Genomic DNA, 17,565 nt, shown 5'->3' with positions numbered 1-17,565 from the left:
TATTAGTAAAAACTAATAGCGCAGTATCAGATCCTTTATTCAGTTAACAGTATTTGCGTAGGGCAAACCTTTCGCAACATTGCCAAACTTCACCAATCTTCGGTAATCTTCACCAATCCTTACACAACCTTCTCAATCTTAACAAATGTTTAGTAATCTTAACTGAAGTTACGCTATCCTTTGCAATCCTTATCAATCCTAAAATCCATCGTTGCAGCTGTTTAATCTTTGTACTCTGATCGAGAAACAATGAGCGATATAAATGCACTTCTTTGGAGAAAAGTACAGGCCGGTAAGCGATATGATCCGCTTATCCCTAAAAGCAATTGTACCCCAAAGGACGTTGGTATTGGCATGACAGACCTTTCTGTAAAGGAAATGGCTGAAATGGTAAAGATTAGCCTTGTTGACACAGCAGCTATTGCCCCATTATTCTCAAAAAGTTCATTAAAGGAAACGTGTGCCGCTATTTACGGCTTTATATACAACCATTTCCAGTACAAAGCCGATACAGCTGTACAATATCTGCGTAGCCCTTCCTGCTCATGGAATGTTAGGTATGATGGGATTGACTGCAAAAGTTACAGCATCATTGCGAGTAGTATACTTTGTAACCTTGGCCTAACGCATTACATACGGCAGATACGTCAGCCCGGCTTTGCACCTGAAATGTGGACACATGTATATGTTGTCGTACCAATTGACCAGAAAAATGGAAGTTTTTCAAAAGGTCATTTCACAATAGATGGCACGGTGTCCAACATGAACGAACCATTATACACCCAAAAAAGCGATTTAAAAATGAGTCTACAACACATAGCACTTAGAGGCGCAACGCCAGCACAAACGGGGTTAGGTATATCGTTAGGAGATATAAAAGGGATGTTTTCAGGCGGATGGTCACCGAGTTGTATCGGCGGCACCTATGATGCCACCACATTTAATAAAACACTTGCTACAGTTGCACCGTGGTTTGACGACCAGCTGTACATGATTAATGACGGTATACGTAACAATACTTCTGTATTTGAAATGATCAACAAGCTGCTAAAGAATACGCAGCAGTTTAAAGATCATTCATTACTTACGTCAAAACACAATTGGAATTCAAAATGTTCTAAAGATTCCACCAAAGCCTATGGCGATCTAGGAGAATGGTATAACAACATCATTATGAAAGCATTCCTTCAATGGCTGCAAACTTATTTTGATGTTACATTCACTAAGCAGGCTGGCGTTAAAAGAGGTGAGTTTGAAATACCAGTAACGTTTAAAAAACAGGATTTTAACGAGAACTCAATCGAAGTGGTATTACTGCAAAGCATCAAGCTTAAGACTACAACTAAAGATATTAAGAGGTTTGAAATTACTCCGTATGTACAGGATAAAACAAACCAATCTTCTTTTGATATCCTGAAATTCATTTCCGGATTGGGTACCACACTTGCAAGTTTTAATGCGCCTGCTCCTACTAATACAACAACGAATCCCGTAAAAGCACCAATTTCTACAGGTAATCTTATTAAATACCCTGTAAGTGGCGATTTAGCAACATTTACACCATCAAAAAACAGTTCAGGTTTAACGAACAAAGTTGACGATACAGGTTTAAGTACCGCAGGAATTGTACTGATCGGTGCAGGCTGTGTTATCGCAATTAAAGCCATGACATCGGGTAGCGCAACATCTAAGAAAAAAACAACTGCTAAAGCGAAATAACATGAATATAGTTAAAAGAAATAGCAGTGAGTTAGCCGTTTACCAGCCACAGGGCTTAGGTTTTTTAGGTATAAATCTAAAGAAATGGGCCGGTAAAGCAATTCGTTTTGTCGGAGGTATAGTTGAAAGAGCGGTAAGATCTTTTATACCACTTTTTGGCGATGATATAGCTGAAAGAATTTACAAACTGGTTGACAGTTGGGCAAATACTTTAGAAAATGCGAAGCCAGGCTTAAACGCAGCGAACGACGGAGAAATAACTGCACAGGAAGAGAGCATTCTTGACTACTGGTTAAACTATGAGTTTGTTCCATTTGTTGAAAGCCTGATACAGGAGGTTGCTTCAGCAATGACCTTGCCCACTAACGCATCAAAGTTAATAGCATTTAATGCTGTTTTAAACAAAGTTGCCGCGGTTAACGCACATTACCTTGTTGATGGTGTTGTAGGGCTTTCTCAAAATGCCAGGGAGCAGAGAAGCGTTGTAGTTTATCAGTCATTAGATCCAGTTATTAGGACGGTTCAATTGGCTGTAGCCAATTCTAATATGGCAGTGAATATAGTACCGGTTGAGTTCAACCTTAATGTGTACGACTTTGCTCCGCTATTCTATTCGTCTATTGTAACTACGGTTAAAGGAGAGAATTACAAAAGTAGCACGATTTTAAGGCCAGTTCAGGGATCGTTAGTTATCAGTCAGCCCTTTAATCCAATTAGGGGTGGTACAATTAGCATTGGATCGCAGGTTAAAACACCCGTTAGTACTCCGGTATCTACACCCACACCGGCTACTAATCCGGTAAAACCGGTACAAACGGCAACTCCGGTTGTTACCCTTCCCGTTAAAACACCGGTAATAACTGTGCCAACACAGACCACAACTCCTGTTTCAACGCCCACTCCAACGCCTGTTGCAACAACACCAACGCCTGTTGAAACGCCTGTTGTAACGCTTCCTACAGGTAGCGGGAATTCAAGCACTAATAACAATGCTGAGCCTGAGAAAAAGAGTAACACCGGGCTTTACATTGGTTTAGGGTTATTAGGGCTTGCTGCCGCAGCTGCTGCTTTAAAGGGAAAAGACAAAAAGACTTCCAAAACTAAAAAGTAAACAATTCAAATTAATATAAAAGATGCAATTTAAAAAACCATCAAAAGTACAAGTGAAAGACACCATCGCATTGACTGGTGGTCTTGTAGGCGGTAGCATGCTTTCAAAAGCTGTATTCGGCTTCATGCACGAAGCCACTACAGCGACAGATGCCGCTTCCCTTAAAAAGGATGAAAACACGCAACTTGTTAAACGCGGGGTGCTTGTAGCAGCTGGCGTTGCCGGTGCTATGTTCATCAATGGAAATGATTCTTTAACAACCGCTGTAAAAGGTGCTTCTGCCGGTGTAGCAGTTATCCAGGCACTGGAGGTTATAAAGGTATTGGCGAACCGCTCAGGTGTAGAATCTGAAGCTACAGCATCAAGTGCTGCGAAAAAAGCCGTTGCACGTGCGGTTGGTTTAGGCTGTGCATGCAACCAATTACCCGGCTCACTAAATGCTCCGGTTGATTTCGCACCGAGGTATGACCTTTCCAACATGGACTATTACGCGCCAACTGGCCAACTTAACGGCTGGTCACAACTTGCAGAGGAAACTGGTCTACAAGGCTGGGGCAGCCTTCAGCAGTTAACAGCCTAAAAAGTCTAAATAAAGCTAAAAAAGAAAAATTCACTACGACACTTTAAATCTTAATAAGAAAATCATATCAATATGAAATCATTATCACTTTCGGAAGCAACAGCATTCCTACCACTTGTAGAAGCAGGCAACGGGGTTGCAACAATCGGTGGTGTAAAGGCAAAAACTAAAGTTTTTTACATCGCAGGCCTTGGTACAGATCTGGCAGCAAAAAATAATGAGCTGATCGACCAAGCTACTAAAAAAGAAAATGGTGTAACCAACTTTGACGGTTCTAACAAACTGAACAAAGGCCGCCAAATTCTTGTAACGGCAATTAGGATCTTATTTGATACAACTGCCGCTACTCCAGTTAAAGAAGCCGGATGGAAAAGCGAAGCCCCGGCGGTATTCAAAAACGGTACTTTCAAAGTAGGCACATCTGCTGCCGGTGATATCATTGAAAACCCAGTTGGGCCATTTGCAAAATATTCATCTTCACTTTCAGTTGAACAGGAATTTAAGCAAGTAGTGCCTTTCATGATTCCTGAAGAGGTAGAGTACTACATACAGCTTATCCCTGCCGGCAACGCTGCTGCCGATCAGAAATACCGCATTGAATTCGATGCTATCGAATTCACTGCTGCAAACAAAGCATAAGTTCAGGTTAATAGTTTGGTTAGTTAGTTGAGAGCCTCCGGCTTTGTCCGGAGGCTTTTTTTAAAAACATTAATCTTTAAAACGTTATGAAACAATTAGAATACTCTGTAAACATAGATATCCCTTCAGGAACAAATGGCAAAACGGTAACATTTACACCTCCACCAGGTTTAATTATCGGATGTGCCATTTTTAAAGTTGGCGGTACAAATGCAGGCTTTGTCTCTGCAAAAATTACTGATGATGCCAATCAGGATATCTCCCCATTGACACATATAGATAATTATCGTGACAGGGAAGCCGGATATCTGGCAGGCAAAAAACCCTTACTATTTGACACAGGGGGTAAAACCTATATGGTAACAATTACCTCCGATCAACCTTTTACCTCGGCAATGAAAGCACAATTAGTGCTAGTCTACGAGAATGATTACACACAATCCAAAAATTGCTAAGATGCTTAAAACTGGTTTTACTTCGATTCAGATAGATTCAGATATGCCATTATATCTTGAAGATATTACAAGCCTTACACTAGCAAACTACGGCACTACTCCTATGAAAGTAATTGTAAATGACGTTGCGCGCACCATACCTGCATTTAATGCAGAGGTTGGCGTGCCGTTCGGCTCATTTAATTTACCGGGTGACGGCACAGCTTGCAAAGTTAAAATTGAAGTAAAGTTCGATGGCGGTATCGGAAAAGCAATTTTAGATTACAGAAAATTAATTAAGAACTGTTAGAGAGATGAAGCAAGACCTCGAAAATATCATTAAAAAACTTGAATCAGATCCACGCTATGCCGTAAGGATTATTGATGCAGAAACTTTGTCAAAGATCTGCATTAATAAAACAGGGCAAAGTATGGCTGATGAGTACGGTTCTGTAGCAGACTTTTTTAACGATGTGTTTTCAAGGACACAGTCTGTTATGATACAACCTTTGCTAAAAAACGGTTCATCATGGCTTAAATCAGGTGACGTACAAAAGATTACTGTTGCCCCTAATGAACCCACACAAGCACAAGCACTACCCCCCACATCCCCTACCCTTTTACCAACCCCCGCCCTTGTCCCGGAAATTATGCCGGGGCTAATGGGTGGACTTAATGCCCAGGCTATTTACCAGCAAATGGATTACCATAGGCTGCTTTCAAGAAATGAAAAACTCGAAGTAGAGAATGAAAATCTTAAGGAAAAGATAGCCACCCTGAAGGAAGAGGCTTTAGAGAATAAATTCTCCGAATCTAAGGCCGCAGGAAATAAAGAAATGTTGAACGGTGTATTTGGCATGCTTCCGGAACTTTTAACCGCTGTAGGCTCACTAAAAGGCGGCGGCGCAGTACCGGCAATCGCCGGCGGTTTGGCCAGCCCCGCAGAACCTGAAGCGAGTGAAGTGAAACAAAACCTGATATCACGTGTAAGGCTTACAACCGATGCTGTTACAGGCTACCTGTTAGTAACACTGAGAGGTATAGACACAGTAACAGAGTTCGGAACTGACTTAGAAGAACTTTTAATAAAACACAAACTTATACCAACTGAATAATGCCACTAACCAAAACTATAGAGATAACCGCTGCAAACAGCATAGAACTTAATGCTAAAGCAAAAATAATAGTACAATGTGCAAACCTTCCTATGGATGATCTCGAAAGGGTCGGACAATTGGTCGGAAGCACTAAAGCACTGAAATCATTAAAAGACAAGTGGCTTTTTCTAAAGGCCATGTTTACATAAAACTATGAAAACTACCACTAACAAAAAAGGCCTTCGCAATCCGGCAGTTCTTGCTGTTGCTTCATCTCCTGCCGGGCAGAAGGTTATTTCAGATACCAGCGAAACCACGCGAAAGCTGGCCGATACAAGTATTTCCCTGATACCTTTTATTGTTAAAACAACAATTATTGTTGGTGGTATTTATGTTGCTTACCGACTATACACTGATCGTTTTATTAAAATGGGTGTAAATACCAGCTATCCGGGTGCAAATATTACTGACGGACAAGCATCAGCAAGGGCAAACGCTATGTATGAGGCCATGAAAGGGATTGGCGCAAATAAGGATGTCGTAGCCATGAATTTACAGGGGTTAAACTACAACGGATGGGTGAAGGTGTATAACGCCTTTGGAAACCGAACCGGTGTTATTCCCTTCAGTAAGGAAATGAATTTGGCTGAATGGCTGAATGATCAGTTTAGCGGAACAGATCTACTAGAATTAAAACTAATACTACCGGGTGTATTCTAACAACAATAGTTATGACAGATAAAGAGAAAAATTACGTGAAAATTGGTGTCGGTGTACTTGGCGCCATTGTATTATTCAAGCTTGTTGTACCTAAAACAGATAATTCAGGTAGTGCGCAAGATCCTACAGGCAATGGCAGTACTCCAGTCGGAACGCCAGGCGGTACATTCAATGCGAACGCTACCGCAGATAAGTTGTACAACGCTATGAAAGATCTGGGCACCGATGAAGACAAAATTTTAAATGCCCTTATGTACGTTACTCCAACGCAATTTGCACAAGTTGTAAAAGCATTTGGCAAACAGTCGTACAACAAAACCCTTGGAAACCAAATAAGGGTTATTCCATGGCAGCCGTTAACGCTTTACCCTTTACAGGTATGGCTTGAAAATGAGTTATCAAGCGAACAATACAACATTCTGGCACTTAAATACGCACCACTACTTTAAACCATCACATCATGCCATTAAAGATAACAGGAAAGATTTTGGACGAAAGCGGCCTCCCGCTTTACCAAATTGCACAGATATCGGAAATACCGGCAGGAACCGGCCAAACAGTAAGCGGTAATGTATGGACAGATGAAGAAACCGGAAGCTTTACTTTTTTGGCACTGGATCCAAACAACACTATCAGGGTCGAATCACACGGCTACACCCCGGTAAGTTTTAAAGCCAGCAGCTTCCCTTCAGTGGTGAAGCTTCAGCCTATTCTAATTATTGAAGGTAATACGACCCAAAAAACTGTGCCGAAAGACAATACCCTTACTTGGGTTTTAGCTGGAATAGCGGTTGCTGTAGCAATCGGAGTAAGTACAAATGGCAATACGAAAGCAGAGCCAGTGAGAAAGCCTAAGAAGCAAATTAAACCAATTACAGTAAAAGTATAATGGCTAAGAATTACCTAAACAATGCCGCTTTACCGAGAGGCATACGCAATAACAACCCCGGCAACTTAGTCAGGACAGCAATTGATTGGCTTGGTAAAGTTCCACATTCTCAAAATCCGGATACGCGTTTTGAACAATTTATTGAGTTAAGATACGGATTGCGCGCCATGATGCTCGATCTCATTTCTGATATCAAAAGAGGTGACAATACCATCACAAAGCTGATATCAGTATACGCACCAGCAAGCGAAAACAATACTGCGTCATACATTAAGACGGTAGCAGCTGCAATCGGCCTTTCACCACTTGCAGTAATTGATTTGAGCCAGGAAACAATTATCGCACTATGCAAAGCGATGGTACGTGTTGAGAATGGCAATGCATTCAACATCTACATTAATGATAACGACTACAACGAAGCAATGGCGATTTTAGGCATGCAGCTTAAAAAAAAAGTGCTGTAGTTAGTGTAGTAACAGTTGCGGCCGTAGGAGGCCTTATTTACGCCGGTTATAAAATTTATAAGTTAAGAACAAAATGAGCGGATCAATAGGAACAAGCGTTGACTGGATAGTCGGAAAACCTAATGAAATTACGGTTTTAAGGCAATCTTTTATATATAGTGGGAGTCAGAATTTTATACTTGATGCACTTCCATCAAACATATTGTCGGTGTCAGTAAATGGTGTAACATTAAATAGTGTGTTGCCTGCACCGGTTCAGTTTAAAATAATTGACCAGACGTTAATAATATTAGATCTGTTAGAAGATGGGGATGTAATATGGGTTCTATACACTAATTCTGTTGTGGATAAATCATCATATTCAAAATCAGAAACAGATAATCTAATTAGCAATATACCAATTGCTAAATCTACAAAACTTGTAAATGCAATTTTTTCATCGAGAGAAGTTGAAAGTACGTATGTTCCTGTTTTTCCTGACGCTGTAGGACCCGAATCAGGTTCAAACTACGGTATGGGTTTTCCAATCGGAGCATATCAACAATTAAAAAAAATTAAGCTAAGAATTTATATAAATGTAGTACAGTCGCCTTTAGCAACTCAAATTCTAGCGAGAATTAAAAAAGTTGACAAAAATGGTGTCGTTATGGCAACTGCAACTTCAAATCTTCCTGCAACGCCGGTAACTGGCAATTATACACTGGAGTTTGACTTTGGTGTAATTGGAAATACAGAAAATGCCAGATTATATTTAGAATTGTTCTCTTTAGGTAAGTTTGGTGTGTATCGAAAATTTCCAAATGCACCTTCAATATTTACTAATGCGAACGGCTATCCGCCCTACGCGCTTAGCAACGTATCTACTGCTCTCGCAAGTAAGGTTTTAAATAACACTACTGTCTACTATGATTTTTATCACGAGGCATTAACAGTAACAGATGAATTTGAACTGACCACTAAGGGCGAGGCTTTAATAGTTTCAAAAGAATTAAGTGGAAGTCTTCTACCAACGAATAATTTAAGGATAAGTTTTGCTGGAAGCTCTGTGACATGGGGTGATGGATATCTACAAAGCCACTATGTAGGTAGTGTCATAAAAAAAATGCAGACACGATTAGCAAGTGCAGTGACAGCTGATTTTATAAGCACAGGTACTTTAGTTCAAAACAGACAATATTTTGATGGGAAGGCGAAAAAAATATCGGGAGCGGGTTCAGAATTAGAATTTACGATCTCTGGTAATGAAGTTAGTATTGTTCAAGGGATTGATCGATCTAACGCAGCGGCTTCTGAGATTGATGTATATGTTGACAATGTACTACATGATACTTTCAATAATTATAACCCCGAACCAATCGGTAATACGACTAAAACCTTTATCGGAAACGGTGTAAGCCTATTATTTGATCTTGGTAGAGCGTTTACTTACAACCATGTAGTCACTATTAATGGTATTGCTCAGGATGTAATAATGAATCTTAACCAATCAACTGGTTTTACATTGCCTGCGGGCATAGAATGTGCTGTGATCAGACGGTTGGGTATACGGAATGATGGCACAAAAGGTGTCACACACTGGTTATATTTTGCGGTGCCACCTGTAAATAGTGGAACTATTGAATGCACATATAACTATGGAGAAAGCCTATTCTATGAAAAAACTACAATTGGCCAGGATAACTTTGGCATTAATGAAAGTCCGTACGGAGATGGTGACGTAACATATGACACCCAAAATCCTGCTGCAATTAGTACAGGATTAGATTTGAGGCAAACGGATGCACGAGTGGTAAAAACCTACCGGTTTACCGAAAATAAGGAAAGAAAAATAAGGCTACGTATTAAAGGCAACTATGGATCAGCTTCAGGAAGTCCTTACTTCATATTTAATTTTGCTACCAATAGGTATTTCCATTTTCAAAATGCAGGTATTGGAGGTTGGGATCTTTGGGATTTCGATAAACAGTTAAGTGATGAATACATGCGTGGTTGGCAAAGAGTAGTTGCATTTAATCCTGACATTATGCTGTATGAAACCACACCTAACGATGATGTACGTGTCAATGGTCATAAGTTATTTTCTCAAAGAAATTTGTCCTTAGCTGAAGCCCGTAGTGTTAGAACTTTACCGCTTCGTGAAGTGACATTTCAATCGACCGATAATATATATAGTGTAAGCCGCTGGAACGGCGTTATAACGGAAATTACAGAAACCAGCGTAACTTTTAGCGGAACACTTTCATCACCTATTGCAATTGGTGATATCATTTTAATTGGAAATTATTACGCAAATAACACCGAGTGTTTAACTCGTATGGTTGCAGGCGTTACAGGTAATACTATAACTTTTAGTAAGCCCATTTCTCCAGAAGAACATATTTATCCAAACCTACAAAGCTTGATCGGAAATGAATTGAGGATTAGAGATTTTTCAATCTTTAAGGCAAAACTTCAGGGATTAATTGCAAAGGTCAGGGAAAGTCTTCCAAACGTGCAGCTAGGTGTGATACCTAACCCGTTACCAAATATTCAAACCCGTGAATTGTGGGGTTACCCGCTGTTGCTTTCTAAAATGGCAGATGAACATAATTTTAAAGTTGTCAACTGCAAATATTTTCAAAAATGGCAGGACAGCCAAATGAAAACGTCCGTCGTAATTCCTGCATCTTCTTTAGCTACCGATCCAGTGACAGGATTTAAAGTAGTAGAATTTGGGACAACGGGATTAACTACTATCAGTCCAGATATTATTGTGAATGGCCAATCAGTATATGGTAAAGATGCAATAATTGAGAACGGATTTGCATTCGGCCTAAGTAAGACATTCGGTGGAGCAGCTCTAAACAAACCTGCATCAGGGACAGTTTACGCCGGTCAGGAAAGAAATCAAAAACCGCGATTGTTGTTTAAACAGAATGCCCCCACATCAGGAAACATTACTATAAAATATGCAACAAATGTCTGGAGCCCGGATAGTACCCACCTAACTAATGCATTTGGGGTTGAACTATACGCAGAGTTATTATTTAATGAATTTATATTGAACAATGGATAGTGCAAACAAAATTAGATCTGGTCAAATTAAAGACCACATATCTCCTTTGGTACAAGCAGCTTTGGACTTGCTGACGTCTCTAAAAGCTAATCAAAATGCCGTAGTTCTAAAAGGTGGGAATAGCGATGGTACTACATTATCAATAGGCACGAATGACGCTTTTAATATGCATTTTGAAATTTCCAACACACGAAAAATGAGGCTTACTGCCACGACAGTTGGAATTGTAGAAGGAGTGGCACTTGTTAATGATACTACAGGCGACCGGTTTACCCTGTCAATTGGCACTCAAGTATTGCCTTCAAGGATATCTAATAATTTGGAAGGTAATGTAGGTACACTACAGATAGAAAATATTCATCCGCAAAACGTAGGAAATATAATCGAATTTCTGAGTTCAGGATCTATAAAATCTTGGATTGATAAAAGTGGGCATTTTTATATTCCGTTACTACCTTCTAAAGATAATCATGCAGCTTCAAAACAATATGCTGATAATCTAAACAAGGGTAAAGTAACTAAAGGTGGCGATGATGATGCAACGGTATCGGTAGGTACTAAGGGTGATAAAACGGCAAGAACATGGTATTGGAATGATAACAATCCAACGCTGTACGAGAAGACAACTGCGGGTGCAGTTGGACACGTAATACACTCAATTGGCGCAACAAAAGATATCGTTCAGTTTAGAGGCGATGATAACGTGCCTAAGGCGGGTGTTACAAAATCAGGTTACATATATGCGCCCGGAATTATAATCCCAAGCCCTAACGGAAACCAATACATTTTAACGCCTTCAAATGACGGTCAACCAGTATTCACATTAATAACTCCCCCCGTATAATGAAAAATCCCCTTGAAATTATTAATAGCCTGCCTAAGCCAGTAGTTGAACTTCTATCATTTTCCGGATTTGTTTTAGGCGGCTCAATATTTAAAATGTTCAGGCAGAAGGAACATGGCGTAAAGATAACACTTACCCGCTTTCTTGTAGAGGCTTTTATGTCCTTTTTTATAGCGATGATAGTTTATGCTACAGTTGATCAGTTCCTGCATTTCAATAAGTTATTTACCTATGCCCTTTGCAGTACCGCCGGATCAATGAGTTCAACCTTCTATTCAAAAATGGAGGATCTTATAAATTCCCTTTTTGACGGTGTGAAAGAAAAATTTAACCAATACTTAAAATAACAACCATGAAATTATCAAAAGAAAATTGGAGGGCTTTAACCCTTGTGGCAATGTGCCTGTTATCTCTATTAGCATTAGTTATAGGCTGCGCAAAACCGCCTTTGCCGCCAGCGAAAGAAAGTAGCCAGGAAACAAACAACACTACTGTTAACCATACCGATAAAACGGAAATAGACAGGAACAAAGCTGTGAACGATAGCTTAAAAATAGTTATTGGTGATATCCGTACCGGCCTTGCTGTTTGTGATAGTCTGTGCGAGCTGGAACTGAGCCGCGTGCTTCAGCAACTAAATCACGCCAAAACATCAGGAGATAACAGTTACGGCATCTTATACGATAAATATAAAAAGCAGTTGACCATGTATGCAAATCTAGCTGAAACAGTGAATACGCTAAGCAAATCAACAAAAGACAGTATCGTTTATAAAGATAAGTTGTTCACTAAAGAAATTCCTGTAGTTGTTAAATACACGCCCTGGTACTATGAATATCCGGCTTACTTCTCTTGGGCTAGTCTGCTACTATTTATTGCTTACGCATTATATAAAATAAGATTATGGACAAAAACAAAATTGCAATCGTAATTGCCGGCGCGGCTTTAATCTATCTTCTTATGAAAACAAATACAGTGTTAGCAGCTCCAACAAAAAGCGCGATAGTTCGTGGCTGTGATCCATTAGGCTGCGGCAACTTTGGTGCATCACGAGGCACTAGATCCCATAGCGGGATTGACTACAAGGCCTTACCGGGTGAAGCTATATTATCACCCATTACAGGAAAAATTACACGATATCCTTTTCCGTATGCTGACGACAAAAGGTATACGGGTATTGAAATCGTTAATGCTTCCTACAAGGTTAAAATGTTCTATCTCTCAGCTTCAGTAACTATTGGCACAGAAGTAAAAGCCGGTCAGCAAATTGGGACAGCTCAAAATATAAGTGCTAAACATGGCGCAAGTATGGTAAACCATATTCATTTTGAGATCTATGATAAGAATGGAATACTTTTAGATCCAACAACAATGATTCCGGTAATTTCCCTGAACCAAAACCTGTTGCTTAAAAAAGGCCTGTATAACAGTCCTGAAGTGCAGGAATTACAAATACGCCTAAAAGTTACAGCTGATGGAGATTTCGGCCAGCTAACAGAAAACGCTTTGGTTAAGGCTAAAGGAGTAAAACAGATCACTCTAAAAACTTTCTAGCATGAAAAAGGAATATATCATACTTGGTGGAATTGCAGCTGCTTCAGCTGCGGTACTATTGCTAAAGAAAAAAGAAAGTGATACAGAGTTCGTCGCGGATATTCCTTCAACCTTGCCTGTCGTTACCAATCCTACACCTGCGACCATTGTCCTTAATAAAAACCTCGTTTTGAAAAAGGGCAGTAAAGGCAATGAAGTACGGGAACTTCAAAAGCTATTGTCTGTTACCGTAGATGGAGACTTTGGTGTAAATACCGAAGCTGCATTAGTCGCTAGAAAAGCTGTAAAACAGATTACCCTAAATACCTACCCCACTACGGCGAATGTAAATGCTAACGCCCTACCGCTTAATACACGGGTTATGGCCAACATTAAATCCGGTGTTAAGGTAAATGAAGTGGAAACAAAGGCAGATGGTGGAATGTATGATACCGGCAAAGTCTACAGCACTTTTAATTATGGTGTCGAAATTGGCACCATAATTTCAATTTCAACGAGCAAAAATTATTACGTAGTAAATACTAAAAATTGGTTAGGCCTTACTGTAAAAGTTTGGGTTAAAGCCACTGATGTAGCAAAAATATAAGTTATGAAAGGAAGTACACTATTAATCGTAGGAGGACTAGCGATAGCCGGAATACTAGCTTTTACAGCTAATAAGGTAATTGTTTTGAAAGCCGTTTTCGACAAAATGAAAATATGGCCTAGTAACATTAGTAAATTCAAGATCTCTCTTACTGAGATCTCTTTTAGTCTTGACTTCATGATCCAAAACCCTACGAATCAGAATTTCTCTGTAACGGGTGGCTCTCTTGTAAAGATCAAAAGGGTATCTGCATACCGTAATGGGAAGTTTATTGGATTGGCGGAAGTGAATTTACAGGAAATTGATATCCCTGCCGAATCCACAGTAAAGCTTGAAAACCTGCCTTTTAAAATCTCAATTCAGAACGTGCTGGATAACCTGGCTACTATTAGCGATTTTACAGTAGCATCCCTAATGACAGGATTAACCATACAAGCAGCAGTAGAAGTTCTAGGGGTTGAATATTTAATTGAGGGCTAACATGGAGATAATTGGAAAATTTAACCGTTTGCATCACCAAATCCTTAAACGGAAAGAGGTAAAAATTTTGATCTCTGATGCATTAGAGCATGAGCAAACTTCAATCGCGAAAAGATTAGGGGCTATTCTTGACGCACATCCAAAGGAAAAATGCTTCCGCATTGAAATAACCCGCCCTGCTATCGAGGTAGTTCCCGAAAGCTTTTTGCATTGTTTAGACTGTGAGAATGATTTAGACGATAAGATTGTTGGCCTTGGGAAAGCTGTTAGCCCTAATGAGATCTATCAGATGATGACTGATAAGATGATAAAGCTTATCAAAGAGGCGAATGCGAAAGATTGGTCAAAACCTTGGGAGTCGAAATATTACGGTAAAGGGTATACAATGCCGTTTAATTTCGTCACTAAAAAAATGTACAGAGGTATTAACCGAATATTGTTAACGGGTTTTAAGCCGCTTGAAAATCCCTTCTTTCTAACTTTTAAACAAATAAACGACCTGAAAGGAAAATTAAAAAAAGGAAGCAAAGGAACTGAGGTTGTATATTTTACAAAACTTTACATCTATCATGACGCAAAGAAAAAGATTGATATTTCGACCTACGATAAGGATAAATTTAAGGGGATGTTATCCTCTTTCGGCCTACCAATAGACAATATCGAAAAGCATGCATTACCGATCCTGAAGTATTATAAAGTTTTTAATGGTGTAGATATTGAGGGGATTGATTTTGACCTTGCTAATTTTAAGCACGGTTTAATTGATAACCCGCGTCCAGCCGATGATGAGCATAGAATGCCAGTTTGCGAGGCAATTATAAAAATTTATCCCGACCCATCACCAAAGCATGTATTCGGTGGTGATAGTGCCTCTTATAATTCAGGTTCAGATATTCTTAAGATGCCATACCTGACAGATTTTAATACTGCACAGGAATACTATACTACATTTTTTCATGAACTGGCGCACAGTACCGGTCATCATTCCAGGCTGAGTAGAAATTTAAGAAATAGGTTTGGCAGTAAAGAGTATGCATTTGAAGAATTGATCGCTGAGTTTTCAGCAACATTTCTAAGTGCAGAAGCAGGCATAATATTTCATACAAGTAAAAACAGTGCTGCCTATTTAAAAGGCTGGAATGCCGCCCTTACGCATCTGAAGGATGATAACAGATTTTTGATGCGTGCTGCTACCCAAGCACAGAAAGCAGCAGATTTTATACTCCAGTATGACGAAAAGGGAGATCCAGCATATTTTGGAGAAATCAAAGCTTTGATTAGCCCTGAAAAGAAAAAGGTAAAAAAGAAAACTGTAAAAAGGATATCAAAGCCCGGCAACAAAACACAACAAACGTTGCACCCTGTTTCGTATTCAAAAAAACCAAAAAGCATTAGTGTTGCAACTGCAATCGCGAATGTACTTTCTACGGGTAATTATCCTGTGAAACCTCTGCAAGCCAATGTGCTATTCACCGTTTTGAAAGGCATTGAAGATCTCACCGCAGAAGAAATACAGTTAAGTACCTCGCCATTTCAGAAAAGCATTTTGAATGTTATCCCGGAAGAATTGTTATGGTACTACGAACGTGACGATACCATTACACTATATGATAAAGGTATTAAACTAATTTTGGCTATCAGGGGTAGACTTGAAAGTCTAAGAAACCAAAAAACGTCGTATGCCTTATTTGACAATTTAAACGGCCAAAGAACTAATAACACCTCTGAGGGCTTGAATGCAGCTGTTATACAAGTTCCTATTGTCATAGAAAATGCAATAAAAGATCCAGTGATCTACCCTGATACGAGTAATTATATAGAAGAAAATAAAAATGAGGTTGAAAACGAATTGCCAGTTGATTCCATCATAACAACGCCTCGCACTCCAAAGAATCCACTTGTGCAGGCGATCAATTATAATGGAAACCAAGAAACGGGTGAATTTTACACAGTTGATGGTGAGGTAGGAAAGTTTTTGCAAAGGGTAGAACGTAAACCAGTGCACAGTGTTGTTATCACTATGGACGGTCAACAAGGGGCAGGAAAAACTACTACGTTGTACAAGTTCATGCATGCATTCGCAACGCCTGGCAATAGATGCTTGTTTATCTCAGCTGAAGAGCATCCGGCAAGTTCGCTGGCCATGGACAAGGTGAATAAATATCTTTCCCACGTAGCCCAACAAAATATTGATACAGTTGCAGAGGTCGATAACACCCAACAATTGTACGATCTTATAGCTGACTATGATGTAATATTTATAGATAGCTGGCAAAAGCTGCAACGCATGGTTGGCTTAATAAGGCTTGATGAAGATCTCCGTAAAAGGTTTAACGGAAAAGTATTCGTAATCATTTTCCAGCAAACTACAACCGGGCGTACTAAAGGAGGCGCAGAGGTTGTATTTGACGGTGATATTATTATAAAGATGGTTAAGGAAGCGAGATTTTCAGATAACTACGCCTATTTCGATAAAAACAGGTATACCATAGTGCCATTGGAAACAATATTTTTCAATATCGCCAATGGTGAAGTCTATAATCCGGAAGAATCGGAAGTTGATGCAGAACCGGAGTTAACAATAGCATCAAGTGTAACTAAACTAAAATTTACTGTAGTATGATAATAGGTAAAATTATGATTGGTTTAGGCACTTACCTCGTAGGTAATCACTACTACAATCTTTTAAAGCTAACCGAGTCAGAATTGACGATGATAAAGACAAGAAAATCAATGGAAATTGCCTTGTCCCTAATAGATAAAGTTGTGAAATCGCCCGACAGTGAAAATCTTTATCTATTAAAGAAGATAGCTGTAAAATATCCCACTCGAATTATATATGATTCCTATGAAGCATATGTAAGGGATGGACAAAAGGAAATAGTAGTACTTCCTGCTGAGATTATAGAATACATGATGATGACCAGTAATGCACGTATAACCATCAACGGTTTTGCGTGGGATAAAGAAAGCTAATTATGACACCACAGGACGAAATTTTGAAATTAGAAGCTGAGAACGCCGCTATGTTGGTTAAAACTAATGCAGTAGGCATAGTAGGATCTATCGCGGGACTTTATTTGGCCAATAGGCAGCAAAAGAATACTTGGGGTAAAATTGGCTACTTCTTCGGGGGCGGTTACATCGCAAGAGTGCCGATGGCTTTACTCTACACAACGAAGATGGCTAATAATTTAGCTAGGATACAACAATTAAAAATACAATATAATCTTTAATCAATAAGTTATGGCAACTACAAAAAAGAAGGCTCCGGCCAAAAGAAAGAAAGCGACAACCGCTAAAAAACTATGCAGCAAAGTGATAAAACGCGAGGGCGTTAAAAGCAATGGTCAGCTAAAGAAAGGTTACAAATACGTAACCGGCGGAAGAGTT

22 protein-coding genes are annotated in these 17,565 nt (G+C 39.5%); all 22 read left to right on the top strand.

The window, feature by feature from the left end; translation table 11 throughout:
* Nucleotides 1–249 precede the first annotated feature (249 nt).
* The gene (locus ALW18_16350) at nt 250–1,719 is read left to right on the top strand and encodes a hypothetical protein (protein ID AOE53938.1); all 1,470 of its coding nucleotides are present in this window, start codon (nt 250–252) and stop codon (nt 1,717–1,719) included.
* A 1-nt stretch (nt 1,720) separates the two neighbouring features.
* Nucleotides 1,721–2,830: a hypothetical protein gene (locus tag ALW18_16345; GenBank protein AOE53937.1), complete on the top strand. Its 1,110-nt coding sequence runs from the start codon at nt 1,721–1,723 to the stop codon at nt 2,828–2,830.
* Nucleotides 2,831–2,852: 22 nt separating this feature from the next.
* On the top strand, nt 2,853–3,410 hold the full coding sequence (locus tag ALW18_16340) for a hypothetical protein (GenBank protein AOE53936.1): 558 nt from the start codon (nt 2,853–2,855) through the stop codon (nt 3,408–3,410).
* A gap of 72 nt (nt 3,411–3,482) precedes the next feature.
* Complete coding sequence (locus tag ALW18_16335) at nt 3,483–4,049, top strand: hypothetical protein (protein AOE53935.1); 567 nt, start codon at nt 3,483–3,485, stop codon at nt 4,047–4,049.
* A gap of 86 nt (nt 4,050–4,135) precedes the next feature.
* Complete coding sequence (locus ALW18_16330) at nt 4,136–4,504, top strand: hypothetical protein (GenBank protein AOE53934.1); 369 nt, start codon at nt 4,136–4,138, stop codon at nt 4,502–4,504.
* 1 nt (nt 4,505) lies between these two features.
* Nucleotides 4,506–4,793, top strand: coding sequence for a hypothetical protein (locus ALW18_16325; protein AOE53933.1), 288 nt, complete (start codon nt 4,506–4,508; stop codon nt 4,791–4,793).
* 4 nt (nt 4,794–4,797) lie between these two features.
* Nucleotides 4,798–5,598 (top strand): hypothetical protein, encoded by an 801-nt coding sequence (locus ALW18_16320; GenBank protein ID AOE53932.1) that lies wholly within the window; start codon nt 4,798–4,800, stop codon nt 5,596–5,598.
* Entirely contained in the window at nt 5,598–5,789 is a 192-nt protein-coding gene (locus ALW18_16315; GenBank protein AOE53931.1) for a hypothetical protein, read from the top strand. Before ALW18_16320 ends, ALW18_16315 begins: the two co-directional genes overlap by 1 nt.
* 4 nt (nt 5,790–5,793) lie before the next feature.
* The gene (locus ALW18_16310; GenBank protein AOE53930.1) at nt 5,794–6,300 is read left to right on the top strand and encodes a hypothetical protein; all 507 of its coding nucleotides are present in this window, start codon (nt 5,794–5,796) and stop codon (nt 6,298–6,300) included.
* 11 nt (nt 6,301–6,311) lie between these two features.
* The gene (locus ALW18_16305) at nt 6,312–6,749 is read left to right on the top strand and encodes a hypothetical protein (protein ID AOE53929.1); all 438 of its coding nucleotides are present in this window, start codon (nt 6,312–6,314) and stop codon (nt 6,747–6,749) included.
* An 11-nt stretch (nt 6,750–6,760) separates the two neighbouring features.
* Nucleotides 6,761–7,189, top strand: a complete 429-nt coding sequence (locus tag ALW18_16300; GenBank protein ID AOE53928.1) for a hypothetical protein — start codon at nt 6,761–6,763, stop codon at nt 7,187–7,189.
* A complete protein-coding gene (locus ALW18_16295; GenBank protein ID AOE53927.1) occupies nt 7,189–7,653 on the top strand; it encodes a hypothetical protein in 465 nt (154 codons plus the stop codon). Before ALW18_16300 ends, ALW18_16295 begins: the two co-directional genes overlap by 1 nt.
* A gap of 73 nt (nt 7,654–7,726) precedes the next feature.
* Complete coding sequence (locus ALW18_16290; GenBank protein ID AOE53926.1) at nt 7,727–10,708, top strand: hypothetical protein; 2,982 nt, start codon at nt 7,727–7,729, stop codon at nt 10,706–10,708.
* Nucleotides 10,701–11,552, top strand: a complete 852-nt coding sequence (locus ALW18_16285) for a hypothetical protein (GenBank protein ID AOE53925.1) — start codon at nt 10,701–10,703, stop codon at nt 11,550–11,552. Before ALW18_16290 ends, ALW18_16285 begins: the two co-directional genes overlap by 8 nt.
* A complete protein-coding gene (locus ALW18_16280; protein ID AOE53924.1) occupies nt 11,552–11,899 on the top strand; it encodes a hypothetical protein in 348 nt (115 codons plus the stop codon). Before ALW18_16285 ends, ALW18_16280 begins: the two co-directional genes overlap by 1 nt.
* A 5-nt stretch (nt 11,900–11,904) precedes the next feature.
* Nucleotides 11,905–12,483: a hypothetical protein gene (locus ALW18_16275; protein ID AOE53923.1), complete on the top strand. Its 579-nt coding sequence runs from the start codon at nt 11,905–11,907 to the stop codon at nt 12,481–12,483.
* Nucleotides 12,456–13,106, top strand: coding sequence for a hypothetical protein (locus tag ALW18_16270; protein AOE53922.1), 651 nt, complete (start codon nt 12,456–12,458; stop codon nt 13,104–13,106). Before ALW18_16275 ends, ALW18_16270 begins: the two co-directional genes overlap by 28 nt.
* A 1-nt stretch (nt 13,107) precedes the next feature.
* Entirely contained in the window at nt 13,108–13,692 is a 585-nt protein-coding gene (locus ALW18_16265; GenBank protein AOE53921.1) for a hypothetical protein, read from the top strand.
* 3 nt (nt 13,693–13,695) lie between these two features.
* Entirely contained in the window at nt 13,696–14,172 is a 477-nt protein-coding gene (locus tag ALW18_16260) for a hypothetical protein (GenBank protein AOE53920.1), read from the top strand.
* Between the two features lies 1 nt (nt 14,173).
* Nucleotides 14,174–16,795 carry a hypothetical protein gene (locus ALW18_16255; GenBank protein ID AOE53919.1) on the top strand — a complete coding sequence of 874 codons (2,622 nt, stop codon included), beginning with the start codon at nt 14,174–14,176 and terminating at the stop codon, nt 16,793–16,795.
* Nucleotides 16,792–17,148: a hypothetical protein gene (locus tag ALW18_16250; GenBank protein AOE53918.1), complete on the top strand. Its 357-nt coding sequence runs from the start codon at nt 16,792–16,794 to the stop codon at nt 17,146–17,148. The genes ALW18_16255 and ALW18_16250 overlap by 4 nt, the downstream gene beginning before the upstream one ends.
* Before the next feature lie 2 nt (nt 17,149–17,150).
* On the top strand, nt 17,151–17,408 hold the full coding sequence (locus ALW18_16245; GenBank protein AOE53917.1) for a hypothetical protein: 258 nt from the start codon (nt 17,151–17,153) through the stop codon (nt 17,406–17,408).
* Nucleotides 17,409–17,565 lie beyond the last annotated feature (157 nt).

Source organism: Flavobacterium psychrophilum, from assembly GCA_001708385.1.
GTDB lineage: Bacteria > Bacteroidota > Bacteroidia > Flavobacteriales > Flavobacteriaceae > Flavobacterium > Flavobacterium psychrophilum_A.
The sequence above is the reverse complement of the archived record's forward strand: the minus strand, read 5'-3'. Positions and strand labels throughout refer to the sequence as shown.

Bases quoted from the DNA above. Each gene is read 5' to 3' on its own strand.
- ALW18_16300 (AOE53928.1), top strand. From the start codon at position 6,761: ATGCCATTAAAGATAACAGGAAAGATTTTGGACGAAAGCGGCCTCCCG.
- ALW18_16275 (AOE53923.1), top strand. From the start codon at position 11,905: ATGAAATTATCAAAAGAAAATTGGAGGGCTTTAACCCTTGTGGCAATG.
- ALW18_16310 (AOE53930.1), top strand. From the start codon at position 5,794: ATGAAAACTACCACTAACAAAAAAGGCCTTCGCAATCCGGCAGTTCTT.
- ALW18_16250 (AOE53918.1), top strand. From the start codon at position 16,792: ATGATAATAGGTAAAATTATGATTGGTTTAGGCACTTACCTCGTAGGT.
- ALW18_16350 (AOE53938.1), top strand. From the start codon at position 250: ATGAGCGATATAAATGCACTTCTTTGGAGAAAAGTACAGGCCGGTAAG.
- ALW18_16245 (AOE53917.1), top strand. From the start codon at position 17,151: ATGACACCACAGGACGAAATTTTGAAATTAGAAGCTGAGAACGCCGCT.
- ALW18_16315 (AOE53931.1), top strand. From the start codon at position 5,598: ATGCCACTAACCAAAACTATAGAGATAACCGCTGCAAACAGCATAGAA.
- ALW18_16335 (AOE53935.1), top strand. From the start codon at position 3,483: ATGAAATCATTATCACTTTCGGAAGCAACAGCATTCCTACCACTTGTA.
- ALW18_16280 (AOE53924.1), top strand. From the start codon at position 11,552: ATGAAAAATCCCCTTGAAATTATTAATAGCCTGCCTAAGCCAGTAGTT.
- ALW18_16305 (AOE53929.1), top strand. From the start codon at position 6,312: ATGACAGATAAAGAGAAAAATTACGTGAAAATTGGTGTCGGTGTACTT.
- ALW18_16325 (AOE53933.1), top strand. From the start codon at position 4,506: ATGCTTAAAACTGGTTTTACTTCGATTCAGATAGATTCAGATATGCCA.
- ALW18_16285 (AOE53925.1), top strand. From the start codon at position 10,701: ATGGATAGTGCAAACAAAATTAGATCTGGTCAAATTAAAGACCACATA.
- ALW18_16265 (AOE53921.1), top strand. From the start codon at position 13,108: ATGAAAAAGGAATATATCATACTTGGTGGAATTGCAGCTGCTTCAGCT.
- ALW18_16260 (AOE53920.1), top strand. From the start codon at position 13,696: ATGAAAGGAAGTACACTATTAATCGTAGGAGGACTAGCGATAGCCGGA.
- ALW18_16330 (AOE53934.1), top strand. From the start codon at position 4,136: ATGAAACAATTAGAATACTCTGTAAACATAGATATCCCTTCAGGAACA.
- ALW18_16290 (AOE53926.1), top strand. From the start codon at position 7,727: ATGAGCGGATCAATAGGAACAAGCGTTGACTGGATAGTCGGAAAACCT.
- ALW18_16345 (AOE53937.1), top strand. From the start codon at position 1,721: ATGAATATAGTTAAAAGAAATAGCAGTGAGTTAGCCGTTTACCAGCCA.
- ALW18_16320 (AOE53932.1), top strand. From the start codon at position 4,798: ATGAAGCAAGACCTCGAAAATATCATTAAAAAACTTGAATCAGATCCA.
- ALW18_16340 (AOE53936.1), top strand. From the start codon at position 2,853: ATGCAATTTAAAAAACCATCAAAAGTACAAGTGAAAGACACCATCGCA.
- ALW18_16270 (AOE53922.1), top strand. From the start codon at position 12,456: ATGGACAAAAACAAAATTGCAATCGTAATTGCCGGCGCGGCTTTAATC.
- ALW18_16295 (AOE53927.1), top strand. From the start codon at position 7,189: ATGGCTAAGAATTACCTAAACAATGCCGCTTTACCGAGAGGCATACGC.
- ALW18_16255 (AOE53919.1), top strand. From the start codon at position 14,174: ATGGAGATAATTGGAAAATTTAACCGTTTGCATCACCAAATCCTTAAA.